18 protein-coding genes are annotated in these 22,739 nt (G+C 55.9%); 8 read left to right on the top strand and 10 right to left on the bottom strand.

Annotated elements, in window-relative coordinates; genetic code table 11:
- Positions 1-18 precede the first annotated feature (18 nt).
- From RDM37_RS03830 to RDM37_RS03810, 5 genes are all read right to left on the bottom strand, one after another.
- Complete coding sequence (locus RDM37_RS03830) at positions 19-1,371, bottom strand: TolC family protein (protein WP_308555150.1); 1,353 nt, start codon at positions 1,369-1,371, stop codon at positions 19-21.
- Positions 1,372-1,713: 342 nt separating this feature from the next.
- Complete coding sequence (locus tag RDM37_RS03825; RefSeq protein ID WP_308555148.1) at positions 1,714-2,826, bottom strand: efflux RND transporter periplasmic adaptor subunit; 1,113 nt, start codon at positions 2,824-2,826, stop codon at positions 1,714-1,716.
- Positions 2,827-2,871: 45 nt separating this feature from the next.
- The gene (locus RDM37_RS03820; protein WP_308555146.1) at positions 2,872-4,131 is read right to left on the bottom strand and encodes an ABC transporter permease; all 1,260 of its coding nucleotides are present in this window, start codon (positions 4,129-4,131) and stop codon (positions 2,872-2,874) included.
- Between the two features lie 26 nt (positions 4,132-4,157).
- The gene (locus tag RDM37_RS03815) at positions 4,158-5,438 is read right to left on the bottom strand and encodes an ABC transporter permease (RefSeq protein WP_308555144.1); all 1,281 of its coding nucleotides are present in this window, start codon (positions 5,436-5,438) and stop codon (positions 4,158-4,160) included.
- 15 nt (positions 5,439-5,453) lie between these two features.
- Positions 5,454-6,173 carry an ABC transporter ATP-binding protein gene (locus RDM37_RS03810; protein WP_004330419.1) on the bottom strand — a complete coding sequence of 240 codons (720 nt, stop codon included), beginning with the start codon at positions 6,171-6,173 and terminating at the stop codon, positions 5,454-5,456.
- Positions 6,174-7,061: 888 nt separating this feature from the next.
- Here RDM37_RS03810 and RDM37_RS03805 point away from each other — a divergent pair.
- The 8 genes from RDM37_RS03805 to RDM37_RS03770 all read left to right on the top strand — a co-directional run bounded on the left by RDM37_RS03805 (position 7,062) and on the right by RDM37_RS03770 (position 16,921).
- Positions 7,062-8,159 carry a chorismate mutase gene (locus tag RDM37_RS03805; protein WP_308555142.1) on the top strand — a complete coding sequence of 366 codons (1,098 nt, stop codon included), beginning with the start codon at positions 7,062-7,064 and terminating at the stop codon, positions 8,157-8,159.
- 24 nt (positions 8,160-8,183) lie between these two features.
- The gene (locus RDM37_RS03800; RefSeq protein ID WP_004330425.1) at positions 8,184-8,564 is read left to right on the top strand and encodes a 2-amino-4-hydroxy-6-hydroxymethyldihydropteridine diphosphokinase; all 381 of its coding nucleotides are present in this window, start codon (positions 8,184-8,186) and stop codon (positions 8,562-8,564) included.
- Positions 8,565-8,682: 118 nt separating this feature from the next.
- Positions 8,683-10,881 carry a TGS domain-containing protein gene (locus RDM37_RS03795; RefSeq protein WP_308555140.1) on the top strand — a complete coding sequence of 733 codons (2,199 nt, stop codon included), beginning with the start codon at positions 8,683-8,685 and terminating at the stop codon, positions 10,879-10,881.
- A gap of 45 nt (positions 10,882-10,926) precedes the next feature.
- Positions 10,927-12,066 (top strand): chorismate-binding protein, encoded by a 1,140-nt coding sequence (locus RDM37_RS03790; protein ID WP_308555138.1) that lies wholly within the window; start codon positions 10,927-10,929, stop codon positions 12,064-12,066.
- 33 nt (positions 12,067-12,099) lie between these two features.
- Complete coding sequence (menD, locus tag RDM37_RS03785) at positions 12,100-13,806, top strand: 2-succinyl-5-enolpyruvyl-6-hydroxy-3-cyclohexene-1-carboxylic-acid synthase (RefSeq protein WP_308555135.1); 1,707 nt, start codon at positions 12,100-12,102, stop codon at positions 13,804-13,806.
- Positions 13,803-14,633: a 1,4-dihydroxy-2-naphthoyl-CoA synthase gene (gene menB / locus RDM37_RS03780; RefSeq protein WP_007365282.1), complete on the top strand. Its 831-nt coding sequence runs from the start codon at positions 13,803-13,805 to the stop codon at positions 14,631-14,633. Before menD ends, menB begins: the two co-directional genes overlap by 4 nt.
- A 6-nt stretch (positions 14,634-14,639) precedes the next feature.
- Positions 14,640-15,737: an o-succinylbenzoate synthase gene (locus tag RDM37_RS03775; protein WP_308555133.1), complete on the top strand. Its 1,098-nt coding sequence runs from the start codon at positions 14,640-14,642 to the stop codon at positions 15,735-15,737.
- Between the two features lie 89 nt (positions 15,738-15,826).
- The gene (locus tag RDM37_RS03770; RefSeq protein ID WP_308555131.1) at positions 15,827-16,921 is read left to right on the top strand and encodes an AMP-binding protein; all 1,095 of its coding nucleotides are present in this window, start codon (positions 15,827-15,829) and stop codon (positions 16,919-16,921) included.
- 60 nt (positions 16,922-16,981) lie between these two features.
- Here the strand turns inward: RDM37_RS03770 and RDM37_RS03765 are convergent, their stop codons facing one another.
- From RDM37_RS03765 to dnaG, 5 genes are all read right to left on the bottom strand, one after another.
- Positions 16,982-17,530, bottom strand: a complete 549-nt coding sequence (locus tag RDM37_RS03765) for a nitroreductase family protein (RefSeq protein WP_308555129.1) — start codon at positions 17,528-17,530, stop codon at positions 16,982-16,984.
- 12 nt (positions 17,531-17,542) lie between these two features.
- Entirely contained in the window at positions 17,543-18,145 is a 603-nt protein-coding gene (locus RDM37_RS03760) for a riboflavin synthase (protein ID WP_308555127.1), read from the bottom strand.
- A 77-nt stretch (positions 18,146-18,222) separates the two neighbouring features.
- Positions 18,223-19,239 (bottom strand): acyltransferase family protein, encoded by a 1,017-nt coding sequence (locus RDM37_RS03755; RefSeq protein WP_308555125.1) that lies wholly within the window; start codon positions 19,237-19,239, stop codon positions 18,223-18,225.
- Between the two features lie 11 nt (positions 19,240-19,250).
- On the bottom strand, positions 19,251-20,339 hold the full coding sequence (locus tag RDM37_RS03750) for a DNA polymerase III subunit delta' (protein ID WP_308555123.1): 1,089 nt from the start codon (positions 20,337-20,339) through the stop codon (positions 19,251-19,253).
- 65 nt (positions 20,340-20,404) lie between these two features.
- Complete coding sequence (gene dnaG / locus RDM37_RS03745) at positions 20,405-22,441, bottom strand: DNA primase (RefSeq protein ID WP_308555121.1); 2,037 nt, start codon at positions 22,439-22,441, stop codon at positions 20,405-20,407.
- Positions 22,442-22,739: the final 298 nt, after the last annotated feature.

The raw sequence follows: 22,739 nt of genomic DNA, 5'->3' as shown, positions 1-22,739 counted from the left end.
AAGTTTAGGGGTCTGACTTTACTTAGTCTCCTCTGCGGGAGAGATATAGCTGTGCAGTACGAGCACACGGTAGAGGTAGTCGTAGCGAGCGCGGAGTTCTTCGCTCTGAGCGACGAAGTGACGATTCTGCGCCTCGGCCAGTTCGTACGAAGAGGCACGTCCCGCCTCGTAGCTGATCTGCGCATAGTGCAGTGCCGTCTCGGCCGACTCGGTCGCCCGCTGGGCAGCGGCTATCTGACTGTAAGCGGCACGGGCGTTGATCTGAGCCGTGTAGAGCTGCTGTGTGAGCTCTTTGTCCACCTTGCGCAGAGCGATCTGCTGGTCGGAGTAACGGAGACGAGCCTGCGCCACATTGTCTGCCGTGCGCATCGCATCAAAGATGGGCACAGAGAGCGAAAGCCCAACGAAGTAGCGTCCGTTGTTGCGCATCTGATCCCCAAAAGGCTGGTTAAACTGCCGTAACTTCTCATTCAGGATGTAGTAATAGCCCGTGTTGTAGCCTGCGCCAAAGGAGACCTTCGGTATGTAGCCCGTCTGCTCCAGTCCGATCTGTCGCTCTGCCACTTGTAGCTGTAGCCTTGCCTGCTCCATCTCGGGACGCATCGTGCGCGCTTGCTCGAGGAGCGCATCGTCAGCCAGCGCCAGCTCGGGAGCGGGCGTAGCGCTGAGGCTCTTGACATCGGGCAAGGTGATCTGCAGAGCCGTATAGTCGGGCAACTCGATGATGAGCGCCAGCTGATGACGCGCCAGCTCCGTATCGCTACAGGCGCGGAGGTAGTTGACGCTGTCCTTAGCGAGTTGCGCCTCCACCTCAGCGAGTTTGTCACGAGACCACTTACCCGCCTGAACCAGTGCCGCCGTCTTCGTGAGCGTCTCGCGGGTTAGCTTAAGCTGTTCATCGGCCACGTGGATTAGCTCTTGGCGGAAGAGCAAGTTGTAGTACCCCTCAGCCACCTGTAGCCCGATCTGCTCCTTGGCGTATGAGAGTCCAGCGGTCGCAGCGTCTAGATTGAGACGCGCTATCTCCGTAGCCTTAGGACGAGCCATGCCGGAGAAAACGTCCCACGAGAGATTTGCCCCAAAGGAGGTGCTGCTTGAGGATTGATCGCCGATGACGCCCGTCTTGTCGGCACTACGTCCGAGGCTGACGCTCTGGCTAGCACTCGCCGAGAGCGAGGGCAGGTAACTGTGCTGCGTGGTGGCGAGCTGCTGCTCACTACCCGCTAAGCGTAGGCGTGCCTCCTCGACCGTGATGCTGTGAGCGACGGCGTGGTCGATGCACTGCTGCAGCGTCCAGCTCTGCTGCGCTGCTAGGGTAAAGCTCCCCGCGACCAGTAGGGCTAAGGGAAAGATATGACGAAGTGTAAGCATAGGATTGTCTTGTCTAAATGATTTGCGTGCGCTACAGCTGTCTGATGATCGGAGTAGGTCGGGTTCTGGCGGGTTGCTGGGGAGAGCTTTCGCTTTCCTCCGTTGGAAAGAAACTTTTCCTCCCTTGGAAAACTTATTTTCCTCCCTTGGAAATTTTATTTTCCACCCTTGGAAAGTTCTAGTTCCTCCGTTGGAACTCTTTAGTTCCTCCGTTGGAACTCTTTAGTTCCTCCCTTGGAACTTTTTAGTTCCAAGGCTGGAAAAGTTTTGGAACTCGTAACCTTCTCATCTATTGAGTGGTAGAATCAGACAGAAGTAGGGCTATAAATGATCTTCGGTCGGTTAGGCTGCTACTGGAGTGCCCTTGACCTTTTCGCCCTCCTTGAGACCACTCTTGACCTCGATGAGGCTACCATTGCTGATACCGGTCTGGATCTCACGGCGCTCCGTCTGCAGATGCTTCGGGTCAGCGTCGGAGGTGACCACCTCGACATAGACCTTGTCACCCTCAAACTGAAGTGCGCCCTCGGGGACAGCTAGGACGTTGGAGACCTGGTCAGTGATAAGCTCCGCATTGGCACTCATATCGGAGCGTATGCGGCTGTAGTCGTCGATGGTGATGGCGGCCTTGAGCTCGTACTGCGTGCCTTGCTGCTGCTGGATTGTCTTGGGCGAGATGTACTCGACGACGCCCGAGAAGGCGGAACCCTCGATCGCTCCGATGCGCACCGTGACAGGTAGTCCCGTAGCGACACGAGCGATGTCGACCTCGTCCACCTTGCCGATGAAGATCATCTCCGTCATGTCGGCGATGGTGGCGATGGTAGTACCAGCGTTGAAAGAGTTGGCCTGAATGACCGAGTTACCCTCCTTGACTGGTATGTCAAGTATCGTCCCGTCTACCGTACTGCGCACGAGTGTCGTAGAGCCCTGAGCGTTGCGCTGGCTCATGCCAGTGAGGACGATGTTGTAAGCATCCTTAGCACTCTCGAGGCGCTCCTTAGCTTGTAGGTAGTTAGCCTTGGTTGTGGCATACTCCTCCTCGGCTACAATCCCCTGCTGGTGCAGTTCGGTCGCTATCTTGTACTTCTGCTCTGCCTCGTCGAGAGCAATCTTTGCTATCTCTACCTGCGACTCTGCCTGATTGACCGAACCCATCTCGGGAACCACCTTGATACGCGCGATGATGTCGCCTGCCTTGACGAGGTCGCCAGGCTTCTTCATGATCTCGGCGATGATGCCGTTGAGCTGTGGCACGATCATCACCTCGTTGCGAGGAGCTATCTTGCCAGTGAGGATGATAGAGCGCTGGATAGAGGGGACGCGGGTCACCGTCTCTACCGAGTAGATGGTCGCCTGGGGCTGTGCCTTCTTATAGAGGAAGACGAAGGTCATGATGACGAGCAGGCCGAAGATGACCCAAAGGGAAAGTTTGAAGATACGCTTAGCTTTCATAGTTCTTTATGTTGTGTTTGTTTTTACCTATAGTTGAATGTTGGTTTACTCCTCACGAATCGCTTCGATGGAGCGAATCTCGAGTGCTTTCTTGAGTGGCAAGAGACCGCCCACCACGCCACCGATGACGATGAAGAGGAGTGCGCCAATCGCTGTGCCAAAGGGGATCAGCGGATTGACCAGCATCTCGGTTCCCATAGAAGCGGTGATCTGTGCGACGACAGACATGATCCCCACACCGAGGAGAAGACCTAGGAGCCCCGCGAGGAGGCTCAGCATGCCGCTCTCTAGGAGGATGAGTCGTACGATGTCTTTGCGCTGCGCACCGAGTGCACGGCGTATGCCGATCTCGCGGGTGCGCTCCTTGACGGAGACGAGCATGATATTGCTAATGCCGATGATGCCCGAGAGGAGCGTGCCGATACCGATGAACCAGACGAAGACCTCGACACCCCACATCATAGAGTTTTGGGCGGTGAAGATCTCTGAGATGTTGAACTCACCTATGGCGCTCTCATCGTCTGGTGCTATGTCGTGGGTAGAGCGGATGTAGGCTTTGATGCGGTCGTTGATCGCTTTGCTATCCTTACCATCGCCATGGAGCGAGTAGATAACTTGGTAGACCTCATTGCTCTGGCCGAGCGATGCGGTAAGGATCGTGTAGGGGATACGTACCTTTTGCTCTTCAGAGCCATTGATATTCATCCCTTTAGACTTGCTCTTGAGGACTCCCACGACGGTGTAGTAAGAGCCGTCAATATTGATAACCTTGCCCAATGCCTCCTCGTGCGAAGCGAAGAACTTCTGGCTCACCTCCTCACCGATGGTGCAGTTACGACGGTGCTGCTGCTCGTCGCTCTCGTTGAGCCGTCGTCCAGCTAAGAGGGTTGAGTAGACGATCTGGTCATAAGAGGCCCAGGCGGAGTAGAGCGGTGCTGTCGTACTCTTGGTGCCGTAGCTGACGGGTGTGTTCCACGAGCCTTGCTGCATAGCAGCTGTCGTCTCTATCTCGGGGAAACGCTTCTGGAGGTTGGCTATATCGCTCACTGAGAGCGACCACCAGCGATCGGTGGGGTAACCTTTGTACGGCTTACTGGTCGTGGAGCAGTAGAGCACAGTGGTATTGCTTGAGATACCATCTAGCTGCTTGCGCATGCCGTTGGAGAAACCTTGGCTCAAGCTCATCAAGATGACCAGCATCAGGATGCCCCAGAAGATACCGAAGGCGGTTGCGATGGAACGCTTGCGATTCGTTCGTAAGGAGTGAAAAGCTTCACCCCAGATGTCTCGATCAAATAGTCTCATAGTACAGTCTTTACGCTAGGGTGTTACTAATCTCTCATCGCTTCAATAGCGGATATACGTATCGCTCTACGAGCTGGCGTGTAGCCCGCCACGATCCCCGCAATGATCATCACAACGAGGATGCCCAGCGCCATCTGTGGTGAGAGGACTGGTGTGTCAAAAAGGTGGATCGTCTCGCCCATAATGGACATCTCGCCAATGTGGTAAGCGGTCACGAGATAGTCGCCCAGAGCGACGAGCCCCACGGCAATGACCAGCCCGATAGCACCCGCCACCGCCGTGATGAGGAGGCTCTCGACCATAATCATCGCTAGGATGTCACGGGGCTTGGCGCCCAATGCCTTGCGTATGCCGATCTCTTTGTATCGCTCCCGCACCGTGACCAGCATGATGTTGCTCACGCCGACGATGCCGATGAGGAGCGTACTCAACCCGACGATCCAGAGGAAGAGGTAGAAGTAGTTGACTACCTTATTATACCGCTCGTTGTTGACATAGTTTGAGTAGGAGTACATCGCCTGATCATCATCGGGCGAGAAGGAGAGTATCGAGCTGAGTGCTTTGAGGAGTTCCTTGTCGAAAGCCTCGAAATCCTTCTTGCTCCGTATCGTAGGCGCATAGATATAGCCACCATCGATACGCTGATCATTGGAATCAATCATGGTAAAGGTGCTGCTCGGCATATAGGATGCCGATTGGTTTTGCTGAGCTTCGTAGACACCCACCACGGTAAAGGAGACATTGTCGACGGAGACGCTTTTGCCAACCGCCTCCTCGTACCGATCAGTGCCAAAGAGCTTCAGCGCATCGGAGGAGCTGATGAGGAGTGTCTTCTCCTTATTATATACGTCGTTGCCATTGATGCCACGTCCCGCCAGCATCTTGACACGAGTCTCGAAGTGCCCGAAATAGTTGGCACCGATACCCTTTACCGACCCCTCGGTCACCTGTGATGCGTAGGTTATCTTATTCCAAGACCTAAGGCGGGGTGCGATGTCTTCAATAGCCGGCACCATCTCCTGCAACTGTTCGAACTGCGACTCAGCGAGGAACAGCCACCGACCGGCTGGGTAACCCTGGTAAGGGAGGTTGGTCATCCAGACGCCAAAGTATATGCCGTAGTTTGGCTCCGTGTCGCCCGCATTAGCACTCTTAGAGATACCACGGTTGAGCCCCACGCCGATGCTGAGGAGGATGACTAGAAAGATGATTCCCCACGCTACGGCAAAGCCTGTCAGGAAGGTGCGCAGGCGGTTGCGCTTGAGATTGTCTATGATCTCGGAGAAGTATTCGTGTCCTATACGCATAATGTGTGATCCTCTTTACTCAAACACCTCCTCGGGCAGACTGCTCGTCAGACCGCCCCCCTCGATCAGCCCATCCTTGATATGTATCGTGCGGTCACACATCTCGGCTACGCCAGGCTCGTGCGTCACGATAATCATCGTCAGGTGCGACTCGCGATTGATCTCTCGCAGTAGCTCCATCACCTCGATGGTGGTCTTGCTGTCCAAAGCTCCCGTCGGCTCATCGGCTAGGATGACTGAGGGCGTGGTGATGAGGGCTCGTGCGATTGCTATGCGCTGCTTCTGTCCTCCCGACATCTCGCTCGGCAGATGCTCCGCCCAGTCGGCTAGTCCCATACGGGCGAGCAACTCGGCAGCACGCTTGGTGCGCTCCTTGCGACCAACTCCCTGATAAAAGAGTGGCAGGGCAATGTTGTCCAGCGCATTCTTGAAGGGGATAAGGTTAAACGACTGGAAGACGAATCCTATTTGTCTAGAACGGATCTCGGCGGCGCGGTTCTCCGAGAGGCTATTGCTGAGTAGCTCCTCGCCTAGATGGTAGCTCCCCTCGTCGTAGCTATCGAGGAGCCCGAGGATGTTGAGGAGCGTACTCTTGCCCGAGCCCGAAGCTCCCATGATAGCGACCATCTCGCCTGGGAAGATGTCGAGGTTGATCCCCTTGAGGACATGCAGTGGCTGCGCGCCTTGGTAGGTCTTGTGCAGATTGCGTAGCGATATGACAGGTTTAGCATTCATAAGCTTGTTTGCTTAGCGTTTGTCTTTGGTAGTACACTGCAAAGGTAGTACAAATATTTGAATCTGCAATAGGAAAAACGCATCAGTGTACAATTCGAACCAAACAGTACTGTCAAACAATCGCCAAATCACCTACAAGAAAGAGGCGGAAAAGCAGAAGACAAGCGCAATCCAGCCTATCTAAAGAGACTCCCCGCAGGGATATCGCACGACGAGCGGACGCCCACAAACAATAGCCACGTGGAAAGTTCGGACTCTCTACGTGGCTGCTTTTTATTTTCCACGTGGCGACGAAATAATTCTTCCGAACTTTGATTTCATTCCTCCGAAGTTTCATTTCATTCCTCCGAAGTTTTATTTCGTCCCCACGTGGGGCATTTTCTTTTCCCTCATGGGGGGGTGGGAATCCCTCCGTGGGGATTGTTTCGTCCCTCCCTTGGGACCGTTTCGTCCCTCCGTAGGGATTTGGAAATCCCTCCCTTGGGATTTTTTCGTCCCAACGCGGGTGGGAGATTTTCGTCCCATCGGTATGGGACGACCCTTCCGAGCTATTTACCATATTATATACGTAGCCTAGTCGACACGTGTGCCCCTACGTGTAACCCTTTGGTAGGGACGCTCGGGTGTGTCTAGCGGGAAGGCGTCCGTTGTCGAACTAGCCTGACGCAGTAACCTTTTACGGGGACGGACGCACAGACCGTACGTCCCTACAGGAGTCGTATCGCTGTACTACAACGGACGCCCTCCCTCTAGACACGAACCGTACGTCCCCCCAAGGTGATGTCCCTTCCGCCAGACACTATATTAATAATGTATCCGATCCGTGTGTCGCTAGTCGGAATAGTTTTAATACCTTTGTAGCGAGTAAACGAGTATACGACCTTAGATATGGATGATTCGTCCGCCCATAGTACCCTTGAGGAGCCTCCAGCGAGTCAGATGCTGGTAGCGGGTCCCTGCAGTGCAGAGAGTCGCGAGCAACTGCTTGAGATAGCTCAAGGACTAAAGGCGCAAGGTGTCACACATTTTCGGGCTGCCTTGTGGAAGCCTCGTACCCGTCCGGGATCCTTCGAGGGTGTCGGAGTGGAGGGGCTTCCGTGGCTCCAAGAGGTGCAGGCCTCTACGGGTCTCAAGGTGGGTACCGAGGTGTGCCTGCCTGAACAGGTCGAAGCGGTGCGCACTGCAGGCGTTGACTTCGTATGGATCGGTGCTCGCACGGTGAGCAATCCCTTTATGGTAGAGGCGATTGCCGAGCAACTAGAGGGAGCAACGCAGACCGTCCTGGTCAAGAATCCGATCAGTCCCGACGCACCCCTATGGATGGGTGCCCTAGAGCGTATCAAGAGCCGAGGCGTCGCCCAGGTGATCGCTATCCTGAGAGGCTGTACGCCTGTCTACACCAAGCAGCTACGCAATAGTCCTCACTGGGAGATGATCGCCCAGCTACGCGCGCTCTACCACAAGCGTTATGGCGCGGGGGAACACCTGCCCATCTTACTTGATCCGAGTCACATAGCAGGACGAGCTGACCTCCTAGAGGCGGTCTGCCGCACGGGGCTACTCTACCCTATCGATGGCTTTATGATCGAGTGTCACTGCGACCCTGAGCATGCTTGGACAGATGCACGTCAGCAGATCACGCCTGAGCAGCTACGTCAGCTACTCAAGTCGCTACAGCACCCCAGCGACGACCACGAAGCGATGCTCCGCCCGATGCGCTATCAACTGCGAGATCTAGACGCTGCACTCGTAGAGCTACTAGCGGAGCGCTGCAAGCTCACGCAAACCATAGGACGCTATAAGACGGCCAACCATCTAGGCCTCTATCAAGCTGAGCAACGAGCAGCTGTAGAGGCTCACTATATAGAGCTAGCGACTCAGTATGGACTAGATCCGCACTGGGCGGCGCAGCTATACAACCTGATCCACGACTACTCCCTACGAGGACAAGAAGCGGTGGATCATGAAGATGACAATAACTTTTAGACGCTAGACTACCAATAATAAGCAATGAAAAACAAAGCGATCATCAGCATAGGCAGTAATGAGCATCGCACGGCCAACGTTAAGGAGGTTATGGAGATACTCACGAAGCACTTCCCCACGATACGCTTTTCGACGCCTCAGCTCACGGAGCCTATGGATATGCCCGAGGATGCTAAGGCTTTTCTCAATCTGATCGCGCTCTTTGAGACCGAACTAGATAGAGAGACGCTAGAGGCTAAGCTCAAGAAGCTCGAGACTAAGCTCGGACGAGATCACGATGACGATGAGGAGGGTATCATACCGATGGATCTAGACATCATCGAGTGGAATGATGAGGTCTACAAGCCGCAGGATATGGTCCGCCCCTATGTCGTCGCAGGACTAGAAGAGCTAGATGAGTTGTAGAATTAGAGATTAGAAGTTAGAGATTAGAAATTAGAGGTTAGACTTTGGTTCTAACCCTTCCTAGCTTCTCTCCCCTCTAATCTCTAACCTCTAACTTCTAATCTCTAACCTCTAAGCCATGCCTACCCATCACAGAGATGATCAGGAGCTCATGCGCTACCTCCTCCGGACAGCAGACCAGCTGGGGGTGGCGAGCTATGTAGTGCCTTATCGGGAGCTACTCGAGCGACTCATACGTGAGGGGCAGTATGGAGCTAATGCAGGAGAGGACGATCGGGAGACCTTTATGGAGCAAGCTGAGATGGCTCAGCTGCTCTGCGACGAGATAGGGCTGGGTGTCGTCTCGATCTCGGCAGTCCTACTAGAGCCTCCATACATCCGCGGGACGATCACAGCGCAAGAGGTCGAGGAGCTTTGTCCGCCTGGCACACTCCCCCTCATAGAGCGTCTGGCACAGACGCATGAGTTGTATCACCGCTACGACCTACGTCAGGCCGATCAGGGAGAGGAGTTTCTCCTGACCATCGCCGAGGATATACGTGTCGTCTTGATACTTCTTGTGGAGTGCCTCAATAAGTTGGTCTACGCCAAGGAGCGCATGGACGAGAGCAGTAGAGTGATGCTCGCTCAGGTGGCGCAGGTGCTCTTCGTGCCGACAGCTCACCGCCTAGGGCTTTACAAGATCAAGAGCCAGATGGAGGACTTGATCTTTAAGTACACCGACCCCGAGCATTACTACGAGATCAAGGGGCTGATGGGGCAGACGATCGTGGCACGCCAAGAATATATGGAGGCGTTCGTGGCACCTATTCGGGCCAAACTTGAAGAACTACCCCTTCGCTGGCCCTACACAATCAAGTCGAGGAGCAAGACTTTTACCTCGATTATGAACAAGATGCGCAACAAAGGGGTCTCCTTTGAGGAGATCCACGACCTCTCAGCCATGCGCATCATCATCGATGCTCCGCCCGAGGAGGAGTACGAGGCGTGCTGGCTCGTTTACTCGATCGTGACGGATCTATACACACCCAATACGAAGCGCCTCCGCGACTGGATCTCGCAGCCTAAGGCAAACGGCTATGAGTCGCTACAGATCACCGTACAGGGGCCTGAGGGCAAGAGCGTAGAGATACAGATCCGCACCACCCGCATGGATCGCGTCGCTGAGAGCGGTATGGCTGCGCACTGGCGCTACAAGGGCGTCACAGGAGAGGCTAGCCTCGACTCGCAGCTCACCAGTATGCGGCAGGTGATCGAAGACTTGGCGGGAGATAAGGAGAAGGCTAATGCACAGCTCTCCCTCCGAGTCGAGTCGAGAGATATTTTTGTCTTTACCCCTACAGGGCAGATGATACGCCTGCCGAAGGGGGCTACGGTCCTAGACTTTGCCTTTGCGATACACTCTAATGTGGGGCTGATGGCGCAAAGCGCACAGGTCAATGGCAAGCGCGCTAAGCTGAGAGACAAGCTGAAGAATGGCGATGTGGTCAACATCACCACGGCAAAGAACCAGCGTCCCTCCGTAGACTGGCTCCAGTCGGTCACCACACGCAAGGCTAAGAACAAGATACGCCAAGCGATACGTGACCAGCAGGAGAGCGGACTGCAAGCGGGCAAGGAGCTACTCGAGAGGCGCTTTAAGAATAGACATCTCGTCTACCAAGAGTCTATCTTCACCACCCTCCTACGCAAGATGGGGTACAAGGGGAATATGGATTTCTTCATAGACCTCTCTGAGGAGCGGATCAATGTGCCGAACTTCCTCGATCAGTATGCGGAGCTTTGTGCCGAGGCGGAGGCTCGTGCTGCCGAGAGCAGACGGGTGGCTCCGACACCGACTGCGATCAAGTCGACAGAGGCTCCCGACGGACGGGAGATTGTGGTCTCTACGGCAGACTTCAAGGGGCTAGAGTACACACTAGCTAGCTGCTGCAACCCTAAGATGGGCGACGAAATCTTTGCCTACCCCTCCAAGTCGGGACTTAAGATACACACCCGCAACTGCCCCAACGCCATCGACATCTTAGGACGTCACGGAGACCGCGTCCTACCAGCGCGCTGGCGCGGTATGGAGAGTTCTACGGTGGTGGCAACGCTCTATGTGACGGCTCTCCATGACGCTGTCGCGATAGGACGCGTCATCTCTACGCTGCATCAAGCGGACGACTGCACGCTGCTCAACGAAGAGCAGCAACTCGACGGGGGGCTTTGGCACGGAACCTTTACCTTTAGAGAGGGGGAGCGACAAGCGCTCTTTGCCCTACAAGCGCAACTACAAAGTATCAAAGGGGTGCAGCAAGTGCGCCTCGAGCAGTAGCCAGCACAGCAATCACCGACAGTTAGACCCCGAAGAAATAGAGCAGTGCATGGCGTAGCATCTCATAAGGAGCAAAGAGGTCGTAGCTGTAATGGCGACGAACTGACCACACTGGTGGAGGAGCGAATGAATCGCTGCTCCCCTTTTGCCTGCTTTCGCCTACCTAGCGAGGGGCGTACGGTGCATGAGATTGGGCTTCATCACCCAGCTCGGGTCGTGGAGACTACTGCTGAAGCACTGAGGGGTCAGGAACATTTGGCTGGTTTCTTGATAGCACCCTTTGCCGTGACGGCTGAGACGCCAATGCTCTGGATTGAAGAGGATCAGGAAGCGAGGGTTCTGCAGCTCACGGAGAGCAACGAGAAGGCACTCGAAGACTTTCCTCCTGTGGCTACGATACCGCAAGCGTTGCCCGATAGTTATCGTACGACCTTCGATCGCTTTATGGAGCATCTAGAGGAAGGGGTGGCGGAGAAGCTGGTCTTGGCGCATCGTGTCGAGCTGCCCAGCATCGCTACGGAACAAGTGGTTGCCGCCTTTGACAAAGCCTTGACGCACTATCCGCGTGCCTTCGTGTCGCTCTGCTACACGCCTCAGACGGGGCTGTGGCTCTGTGCTACACCAGAGATGCTCCTCAGAGGTGATGGCACGCGCTGGCAGACGGTGGCACTGGCTGGGACGATGCCTCGGCAACGAGATGGCGAGCCGCCCCTCTGGAGTGAGAAAAATCGACGGGAGCATCGCTACGTGCAGCGCTTCATCGGAGAGCTACTAGAGCAGGAGGGAATCCCCTACCGAGCCCTTGCGGTCGAGACGACAACGACCGGCGCATTACAACATCTGCAGGCGCGCTTTGCATTGCAGCTTCCCGACGGCTATGCGCCGATCACCTTGGCGGAGCGTCTTCACCCTACACCAGCGATCTGTGGCACGCCTCAGCGAGTGGCGCAGCGTGTGATCCTCGAGGAGGAGTCCTCGGGGCGTTCTTATTATTCAGGCTTCCTAGGGTGGTATGAACCTGAGCGGTGCGTCGATCTCTTTGTCCAGATACGCTGTCTGCAGTTGCTCCCCGAGGAGGCACTACGACTCTATGCGGGGGGCGGCATCGTGCGTGGGTCCAGTCTAGCGAGCGAGTGGCAGGAGGTGCTACATAAGCTCTCGGCAATACATAGTCTTATAAGGTAAAGGAAGAGCGTGATGATACCGATGGAAGATCCTGTGATCAGCGAACTAATCGCTCTGCTTCAGGCACATGGTGTACGTGATGTGGTGCTCTGCCCGGGTAGTCGCAATGCGCCACTTGTCTATGCGCTCAGCCATCAGCTTGCGGGAGCGACCTGCCATTCGATCATCGATGAGCGCAGTGCAGGCTTCTATGCGCTTGGCTTGGCCCTCGCTACGCATAGAGCGGTCGTGGTGTGCTGTACCTCTGGCACGGCCGTGGCAAACCTTCACCCAGCTGTCGCAGAGGCTTACTATCAAGGGGTGCCGCTGATTGTTCTGTCGGCCGATAGACCCGAGCGTTGGATCGGACAGTGGGCTGGACAAACGCTACCTCAGCCAGGACTCTTCGGCTCACTGGTGCGCAAAGCGGTGCATCTGCCAGAGCCTCACACCGAGGAGGAGCGGTGGTACTGCAACCGTCTGATCAACGAAGCACTCCTCGCAGCACAGGCTCCGCTCCCGGGCCCCGTGCAGATCAACGTACCTATTAGCGACCCGGGCGTCTCCTTGCTACCGCCAACTTCAGCAAAGCACGCCCCTGAGTCCAGCGATAGACGACCCATTGGGATGCAGCCAGGACGTCGGATCTGGCAGCACTATCCGTGTCGTATCGATGCGCAAGCGGTTGAGCCCTTGCTAAGCCGAATCGCCACGTTCGAGCGTAAGATGATATTGGTGGGACAGGAGAGTTGGTCTGCTGCGACTAGCACGGGGGAGACTTTTCCACAAAGCTTGCGGGAGCAATTCCTCTGTATCGGCGAGTCGCTATCGAATAGCCCCGTATCGATCTGTTCGCTCGATGCGTTCCTAGCGTCACTCAGCGAGGCGGATCGACGAGCGCTACAGCCCGACCTGCTAATCACCCTCGGCGGACATATTGTCTCCAATAAGATGAAGCAGTACCTGCGCAGCTACCCGCCACGGGAGACGTGGCATCTGTCGCCTGATCCCACGGTGGTAGACCTCTTCTGCAGTCTCACCGAGCAGATCATCGCACCTGTAGAGCCATTTCTTGAGACAATGGCGCAGAGCTTGGCGGACTGTGCTAGCTCTCCCTATGCACGTCAATGGCGGGAGCGTATTGATCGACTACCATCTCCGACACCACGCTACAGTTCTCTGGCCGTGGTGGGGAGCCTCCTAAGTCATCTGCCCGAAGAGCCTTGCGTGCTACACCTGGCTAACAGTTCGTCGGTGCGCTATGCGGAGCTTTTTCGCAAGCCTCGCCGGCTCCTCACGCTTTGCAACCGAGGCACCAGTGGCATAGAGGGTTCGCTCTCGAGCGCCTTAGGCTTCGCCCGCCAGAGAGCCGAGGAGCGGCACTTCATCGTCATCGGCGACCTGAGCTTCTTCTACGATCTCAATGCACTGGGGCTGCCCGAGGTGGGAAGCAATGTGCGGGTGCTACTACTCAACAACCAGAGAGGGAGCATCTTCCAGAGCCTGCCGACCTTAGAGATGGACCGCCTCTCGCAACGCTACATCACCGCCGAGCATCAGCTAAGAGCGCAGGGCTGGGCGGAGAGCTGTGGCTGGGAGTACCTGTCGGTGCAAGAGGCGAGCGAACTGGAAGAGACGATGGCTTACTTCGTCGGTCCTGCCGAGCGTCCACGTCTCCTCGAGGCTTTCGTCTCCTCAGAGGATGAGATCGCCGAACTACAGACCTATTTCAAGCAAATACAACCAAGAGAAGAGTTATGAGTGAAAAGAACCAACGGGTATGGAAGCCCCTCAAAGCGTACGAAGATATCCTCTTCGACTACTACAATGGTATCGCGCGCATCACAATCAATCGTGAGCGCTACCGCAACGCTTTTACGCCGACCACAACGGCCGAGATGAGCGACGCTCTGCGCATCTGCCGTGAGGATCAGAGTATCAACGTGGTGGTCCTGACGGGTGCTGGCGACAAGGCGTTTTGCTCTGGTGGAGATCAAAACGTCAAGGGGCGGGGTGGCTACATTGGCAAGGACGGCGTACCTCGTCTGAGCGTCCTCGATGTGCAGAAGCAGATCCGTAGCATCCCCAAGCCGGTCATCGCTGCGGTCAATGGTTACGCGATCGGTGGCGGACATGTCCTCCACGTGGTGTGCGACCTCTCGATCGCTTCGGAGAATGCGATCTTCGGGCAGACGGGACCCCGTGTAGGCAGCTTCGATGCGGGCTTCGGCTCCTCGTACCTAGCTCGTGTCGTGGGGCAAAAGAAGGCGCGTGAGATATGGTTCCTCTGTCGCCAATACTCTGCTCAGGAGGCTCTCGATATGGGACTGGTCAACAAAGTGGTGCCTCTAGACCAACTAGAAGATGAGTACGTGCAGTGGGCCGAGGAGATGATGCTACTGAGCCCGCTAGCCCTGCGTATGATTAAGGCGGGACTCAATGCGGAGCTGGATGGTCAGGCCGGTATCCAAGAACTGGCAGGCGATGCGACGCTACTCTACTACCTCACGGACGAAGCACAGGAGGGCAAGAACGCTTTCCTGGAGAAGCGCAAGCCCAACTTCGAGCAGTACCCTAAGTTCCCCTAATAGTCGATGTCACCACAAGAGAGCATCCTCCACCTCCCCACGCTACTACCTCAGATAGCTGAGCGGGTGACCATAAGCGTGGAGCCGTACACCCTGTGCTTTCGTCGCCCCGCCAAGACCTCCCGTGGCGAGTACGAGACGAAGCGGGTCTACTACCTACGTCTCCAGAGCCTCGAGCAGCCAACTCATGTGGGTTATGGCGAGTGCGCCCCGATGCCTCAGCTCAGCTGCGATGATCTGCCCGACTACCAGGTGGTGCTGGAGAAGCTGGCGGGGCAGCTGGCGCAGGCTCCCGATCAGTTTGACGTAACCACGCTACGCCCCTACCCTTCCATAGCTTTTGGCTTAGCCACGGCGATCAATAGCTTCCTCGCTGCTTGTCGTAATAGCGAAGAGGAGACGGCGCCTTCCTTTTGTGACACCTCTTTCACGCGTGGTGAGATGGGCATCCCGATCAATGGGTTGATCTGGATGGGCGACAAAGCCTATATGTACGAGCAGATTCAAGCTAAGCTAGCGCAGGGATTCCGTTGCTTGAAGCTTAAGATCGGCGGAATAGACTTTTCCGAAGAACTAGAGCTACTCCGCTACGTGCGGCAGCACTTCTCGCCCGAGGAGATGGAGCTGCGGGTGGATGCCAACGGAGCTTTTGCCCCAGAGGTAGCTCTAGAGCGACTCAAGCGACTGAGCGACTTTCACCTACACTCCATCGAGCAACCGATACCTGCGAGCAATCAGTGGGACGACCTAGCGAAGCTCACGGCAGCATCGCCACTCCCCATAGCACTCGACGAGGAACTGATAGGGATCCACACCCGAGAGCGCAAAGCGCAACTACTAGATGAGGGCAAGCCACACTATATCATCCTCAAGCCGTCGCTCCATAGCGGAGTCGATGAGTGGATCGAGCTGGCCGAGGAGCGCGGCATCGGCTGGTGGGCGACCTCAGCACTGGAGTCGAACGTAGGGCTCAGTGCCATCGCTCAGTGGGTCAGCCAGTACCCGATCGTCCGCCCTCAAGGACTTGGCACAGGAGCGCTCTATCTCAACAACAAGCCCTCCACGCTACGACTCATCGGCGATCAGATGTTTTTCAGAGATTAGAAATTGGCTGTTGGCTTTTGGCCGTTAGCTTTTAGCCAACAACTAATAGCCAACAGCTAAAAGCCAAAAGCCAACAGCTAACAGTCAGCATGTCCGAGCACCTATATATAGATAGCGCACGAGTAGATGCGGAGAGCCTAGAGCCATTCGCTCGAGGGCTAACGTCCGAGCGCAGAGCGGTGCTACAGCCACTCCTCGCCTTTCTCAGAGAGTGGTGGGGCAACGAGGAGTATATGGTCGTTCAAACCTCTGGCTCAACGGGTACCCCTAAGCGGACCAGACTGACGAAGTGCGCTATGCGACGGAGCGGACTCAGGAGCAACCGCTACTTTCAGATCGAAGCTGGCAAGCGGCTCCTCCTAGCGATGGATCTGCGCTACATAGGTGCTAAGATGATGGTGGTGCGCGCTCTGCTCGCCGGAGCCGAGCTGATGGTGGTACCACCTTCGAGCCACCCGCTGGCGACACTCAGCGCAGCACCGCACTTCGTCTCGCTTGTTCCCCTCCAACTACACCACACACTGGAGGTACCCGCGGAGCGCAAACTACTCAGCCAAGCAGAGCAACTAATCATCGGAGGCGGAGCCATTCATCCCGCTGTGGAGGCGCAGCTCAGCACGCTACCCGTAGCAGCTTACGCCACCTACGGCATGACCGAGACCATCTCGCACATCGCCCTGCGACGGCTCAATGGTCCCCACGCCTCTCCCCTCTTCTATCCCCTCGAGGGGGTGCATCTCTCCCAAGGCTCCGAAAGCGAACTCATCATCGAGGATCGCCTGCTCTATCCCGAAGGGCCTACACTCAAGACCCATGACCTCGTCGAGCTGCAACCTGATGGGGGCTTTACCATAGAGGGCCGAGCCGACAACATCATCAATAGTGGCGGCGTCAAGATCAGTCCCGAGCCGATCGAGCGCAAGCTCTCTGCGGCACTAGACGTACCGCTCGCCATCAGCTGGGTAGCCGATGCGGCACTAGGACAAAAGCTCGTACTCGTACTGGAAGGCGACAGCCTCCCCGAAGGTTTGGCGAAGAGGCTAAACGAAACGTGCGAACAACTCCTACCTCCCTACCACCGCCCGAAAGAGATCCGCTGCGTAGCGCAGCTACCGCACAACGACAACGGCAAGCTCGACCGTCGCGCCCTCCAGCAGCTCCTCAGCTCCACCGCCGGTATGTGACCAAAGCCGAATCCCGAAAGCAACACAGCGATTCGTCTTTATGCAACAGTCTCGTAAGACTCACCACTTGTTCCAGTGGATCACCTCGTCGGGACTCTTGCGCTTCTTCTCACGGGTCGGTTGCTCCGAGTAACCAATGAGGATGTCTAGGACCACCTGACGCTTGTCTGGTATGCCCAGCTCTTTGCGCACGGCGGCATCGTTGATCCAGCCCAATATGCAGCTCCCGACGCCCTCCGCCTGAGCTGCGAGGACGATGTGTGCCACGAGGATGCCTAGATCTATAGGTCGGTAGTCCACCTTCATCACGCGGCTACCCATGCGGGCTACCCAGCGCCCACGCTCCGCCACGATCAGTAGGTGTACAGGCGCCTCGAGGGCAAACTTATTCATATTGGTCACCCCCTTGATGACCGCCTGCCCTACACGCTGCGCAGCCTCTGGCTCGGCAACTGCTACGATACTCCAGGGCTGCTGATTGGTCGCAGAGGGAGCCAATAGGGCGTTGTTCAGGATGCGCTCCAGCACCTCCTGCGGTACAGGGCGGTCAGCAAATCTGCGATCGCTCTGACGCTCCCGATAGAGAGCGTATAGATCTTCAGGGTTCATAGTTACAAGGGTTTAGTCAAACGAACGTAGGCGAGCGATGTACTTGCCCAAGATGTCAAACTCGAGGTTGACCACGCTCCCCACCTTAAAGTAACCGAAGTTAGTATGCTCCAGTGTGTAAGGGATGATCGCCACCTCGAAGGAGTTTTCCTGCGAATTGCAGACGGTGAGGCTCACGCCGTTGACCGTCACGGAGCCCTTCTCGACCGTCATATAGCCCTGGCGCATCATCTCACGATCCACCTCATAGGCAAAGGTAAAGTAGTGACTGCCCTCCATCTCACGAATAGCCGTGCAGCGAGCCGTCTGATCCACATGTCCCTGCACGATGTGACCATCTAGACGGCCACCGAGCATCATACTGCGCTCCACATTGACATAGTCGCCCACCTGTAGGAGTCCTAGATTACTGCGGTCTAGCGTCTCCTGAATGGCAGTCACCGTGTAGCCCCCCTCCTCAAGCGAGACGACGGTGAGGCAGACGCCATTGTGAGCGATGCTCTGATCTATCTGTAGCTCTGCGGCAAAGTTGCAGGCGAGTGTGATGTGCAGGTTGCTTCCTTCGCGGGTTAGGCGGCGCACCTGCGCCATACCTTCTACTATTCCACTAAACATATATCTATTCGGTTTGCTCTATTGATTGGTTACTTCGCAAAGATACGAAATCATTGCTGTCTCGTAAAGGCTTATCGCTAAACCAGCGGTCGTAGTAGTGGCACCTTGCGAAGCAAAGCTGTGACACCTAATGAGATGAGCGCAATGAGAAGGATGCGTAGCGGGAGGCTTACGACTAAACAAGCGGTCAGTGCAGGGAGAAAAAGTTCGAAAAGCTTGAAGACTACCTGCAGCACCGCAAAGTGTACCAGATAGATCCCCATCACATAGGGATAGAGCGTACTTGCCGAGACGAAGAGACGTGCCGTGGGGCACCATCGGTAGCAAAGGGCAAAGAGCGAGACCACCTTGAGTACGACCAGCGGAAAGAAGTTGACACCCACCCGTCCTAACAATTGGTAAGGCAGGTAAATGAGCAGTGCTCCGTGTAGTAGCATACTTCCGATGAAGAGTGCGACGAGCCAACCTTTGCCCGGCAACCGACTAATGGTGCGAGAGATCAGGTAGCCCGCTAGGTAGTAAGGGAGGTACTGCACCCACCAGAGCAGGCAGATCTGCTGGATGCCATACGAGCGGTAGTAGAGGTCTACAGCAAGCGCAACGAGATAGCTCCCGAGGGTTAAGATTAGCAGTCCTCGATTGCCTCCATAGGTGGGACTATCGCTACGCTCGATTCGCTCACAGAGCCAGCGCAGCATAGGGGTGACCACGTATAGCCCCGCAAGCATCACGAGGTACCACAAGTGATACCACTGGAAGGCGAGCCACGCCTGCTCCTTCGCACAGTGCCAGAGGTAGTAGACCACAGACCAGACGACGAGTGGCAAGAGTATCTTGCGCCCTACACTACACTTGTAGAAGTGTGCCAAGCTCCCAATCTGCCGCGTAGGTGATAACATGAAGGTTCCGCTCAGCATCACAAAGAGCGGCACGGCCCCCACCGAGAGCGCATACCACGGAGCAGCCTGACAACGCTCCGACAGCGAAGACTCTCCGATAAAGTATCCCCCAGCCGTGTGGATGCCGATCACCATCACGACCGAAAGAAGCCGCAAGAGGTCCAGACCTTGGTGGCGTAGCGTCTGCTCTGACATCCCGCGTAGCCTTAGTTGCGCAGCGCAAGCAGCATCCGCAGGAACGTGTCGAAGAGCACCATCTTCGTCAGCACATTGCCACGTATCTCTCGCATCGCCTCCTCGAGGAGCCGATAGCAGCCGCCCATAGCCTTATTGTTGACCCGTAGCTCACCCATACGCACCTCGCCACGGAGCGTACGATGCCACTGCCGCCCCACCAGCTGCATCAGTAGTTTGAGAAAAGCTACCGCCCCCTCGCGCCCCGCCTTGTCCACCTCCTCGCTGAGTAGCTTCAGGCGCAATATGTCAGCTCGTAATGTCGCATCGTACCACTGCTGCGCCAGTTCTTGTAGTTTGTCTTGCGAGGCAGAGCTGTCGAGTAGCCGTAGAGCATCGCTCAGATTGCCGTCCACTAGGGGGATCATCGCCTCAAGTGCGTCAGTCGCCAACTCAGGGTGTAGAGCTGTCAAGGCCTCTCTCATCTCCTCCTCCGTCATCGGGGGGAGTTCGAAGCGCTGCACACGGCTCAGGATCGTGTCTAGGAGACGATCCGAGTGCGCCGAAACTAGGATAAAGAGCGTCTCTGCGGGAGGCTCTTCGAGCGACTTAAGGAGTTTATTGGCCGCTGCATCATTCATACGCTCAGGCTGGTAGATGATGATCGTGCGCCAGCCTCCTTCGGTGGTCGTGACTGAGAGACGTGACAGAAGACTATTGATCTCATTTACGTAAATGACTGGCTGACTATTGCCCGCCTCCAGTACTTCGAGCCAGTCCTGATCAGTGATGTAGGGCGACCGCTCGAGGAACGTGCGCCACTCGTCGAAGTATCGCTCCGTGGGGATCTCGTCTTGCGCCGCTTTGATCACTGGATAGACGAAGATGACGTCAGGATGCGCACTGGCTGCGACCTTCTTGCAGGAGGCGCACTCGCCACAAGAGTCCTCGTCCGTAGGAGACTGACACTGTATGTACTGCGCCCAGGCCCACGCTAGGTGAAGCCCTGGGTAGCCCTCCTGTATCTCCAGTAGCACAGCGTGAGGCATCTGACCCGATCGAGTCAGGTGGACGAACTGCTGCTTGAGGGCTCGGTATCCATATATATCAGCAAACTGCATGACTGCGCTTTCTTCTCTAGTTTGGTAAAAGGGTTAACGAATAGTACTCCATCACACGCCTCAGCTCACGAAATGACCACACGCTGACCGCTGAACTCAGCAAACGCTTTGCGAATCTCTTGCCACGTGGATAGCTCCTGGAGGAGTGGCTGGTAGGTTGCGTAGTCTGCCTCTGGGTGCTCCTGCTGCAGCGTCTGTATCTGCTTCGAGATCTGCTGACAGTGCTCCTCAGCGTACGCTAGTTTGTAGGTGTATAGCACCTTAAAGGTCATCTCACGTACCCACTCATCGGGTACTTCCTCTTCATCATCATCGTTATTTGGCATCTGTAGCTCCTCGCGAGCCTTGCGAGAGAGTCTGTATGGGGTTGCGTAGAGATCCACCGCTAGTGCTGCCACCTGCGGGACCTCCGAATTGCAAAGGAAAGAGCCACAGCGATGCTTCGACTCGCCATCTTCCGAGTCGCTCAGCACCTCCAGCATCATCTTGTTGCTATCGTTGAGAATGCGCTTGACAAGCGGATGCTCGATGACTATATCATCCTGCTTGAGCTCCTGATAGACAAAGTTAGCCACAGCGACCTGTATCACCATAGGCTCTGCCCCCTCACCAGCCTCCTCATCCTGCACAGAGATCTTTAGCTTTCGCTCTCCGTAACGCACTACTAGGCGGATCAGGTCCAGTGCCTCATTGCTCATCGGCGCATCTAGAGGCGAGACCTCTTGCGGGATCTCCTCGGGAGCGTCCTCTTCGGGTGTCTCTGCCGCTGGAGGAGCATACTGATAGACCCGCCCACTGCTAAAGCGCTCCCGCTTGATCTGCTGCAAGAGTAGATCCTCCGCTACGCCGTACATCTGAGACATCTGCTGTATGTAAACGACCCGCTCGAGGCTGTCGGGGATCGTGGCAATGCTCTGCAAGATATCTCGCATCAGCTGCGTCTTGAGCTGCGGATCACTGGCCATCTGCTGAGCGTAGAGCTGCGACTTGAAGGTCAGGAAGTCCTGCGCATGGGCCGCAAAGTACTCCTCCACCTCTGTACGACTACGCTTAGAGACAAACTCATCGGGGTCCTCTCCATCGGGTAGCACCAAGAGCTTGATCTGCATCCCCTCAGCGAGGAGCATATCGATCGAGCGCAGTGCCGCCTTGACACCCGCCTCGTCACCGTCAAAGAGCACCAGCACATTGCGCGAGAAGCGTCGCAAGAGCTGTATCTGGTTCTCCGTGAGTGCCGTACCAGAGGTCGCCACCACATTCTCTATACCTACCTGGTGCATAGCGATCACATCGAGATAGCCCTCGACGATGATGCTTTGATCCAGACGTGCTATGTCACGCTTCGCCTGATAGAGTCCGTATAGCTCACGGCTCTTGTCGTAGATGATGCTCTCGGGCGAATTGATATACTTGGCGATCTTGTCCGCCTTGCGCATCGTACGCCCACCGAAGCCGACGATCCGCCCCCCTACATTATATATAGGGAAGATAACCCGCTCGTGATAGCGGTCAGCACTCGGGCGCCCTTCGCTCGGAGCGTATAGCAGGCCCGTCGCCACGAAGCTATCCATGTCGTAGCCGTGCTCCTCGACATACTTAGCCAGAGCACGGCGATCACCGGGCGAGTAGCCCAGCCCAAAGGTCTGTATCGCCTCCGACCGGACGCCACGCTGAGTGAAGTAAGGCAAGGCTATGTCTAGTCCCTCCTCACTGCTGAGGAGCTGCTCGGTAAAGAACTTCGCTGCCACCTCGTTGGCGAGGTAAAGTGCCTCACGCTCACTCTGACGCTGCTGCTCCTCCTCGGTCATCTCCCGCTCTGGCACGGGGATATTATACTTTTGAGCGAGGTAGCGGAGTGCCTCGACGAAGGAGCAGTTCTGTATCTTCATAATGAAGGATACAGGCGTGCCACCGGCACCACAGGCGAAGCACTTGCAGATATTCTTAGACGGAGTGACGATAAAGGAGGGGTGACGATCCTTGTGAAATGGACACAGCCCCACATAGCCCGACCCCTTGCGCCGTAGATGCACGAAGTCCTGCACCACATCATCAATGCGTGCCGTATCTATGATCAGCTGTTTGGTCTGTTCGTCAATCATCCGTCTACTTCTCTTGCTCTGCAAATGTACTCATTTCACGTCAATAGCGGGGCTGACTCATTACAATAATTTAGACCCGGCTACACATCGAAACGGCGCAGTGTCGGGAAAAACTGATTTCCACGTGGATATTTCGAAATTCCCACGTGGGAATTTTTTATTTCCCAGGTAGGAAAGAAAAAATTCCTCGGAGGAATCAAATGAAACTTCGGAGGAAATGTTTGACGCCCACGTGGGAAATAAAAAATATCCACGTGGAGATTTGAGATTTTCCACGTGGATATTCGAGAAAGGAGGG

The sequence above is a fragment of the uncultured Porphyromonas sp. genome, from assembly GCF_902489635.1.
GTDB lineage: Bacteria > Bacteroidota > Bacteroidia > Bacteroidales > Porphyromonadaceae > Porphyromonas.
Note: the sequence above shows the minus strand (reverse complement) of the source record. Positions and strands in the feature narration are given on the sequence as shown.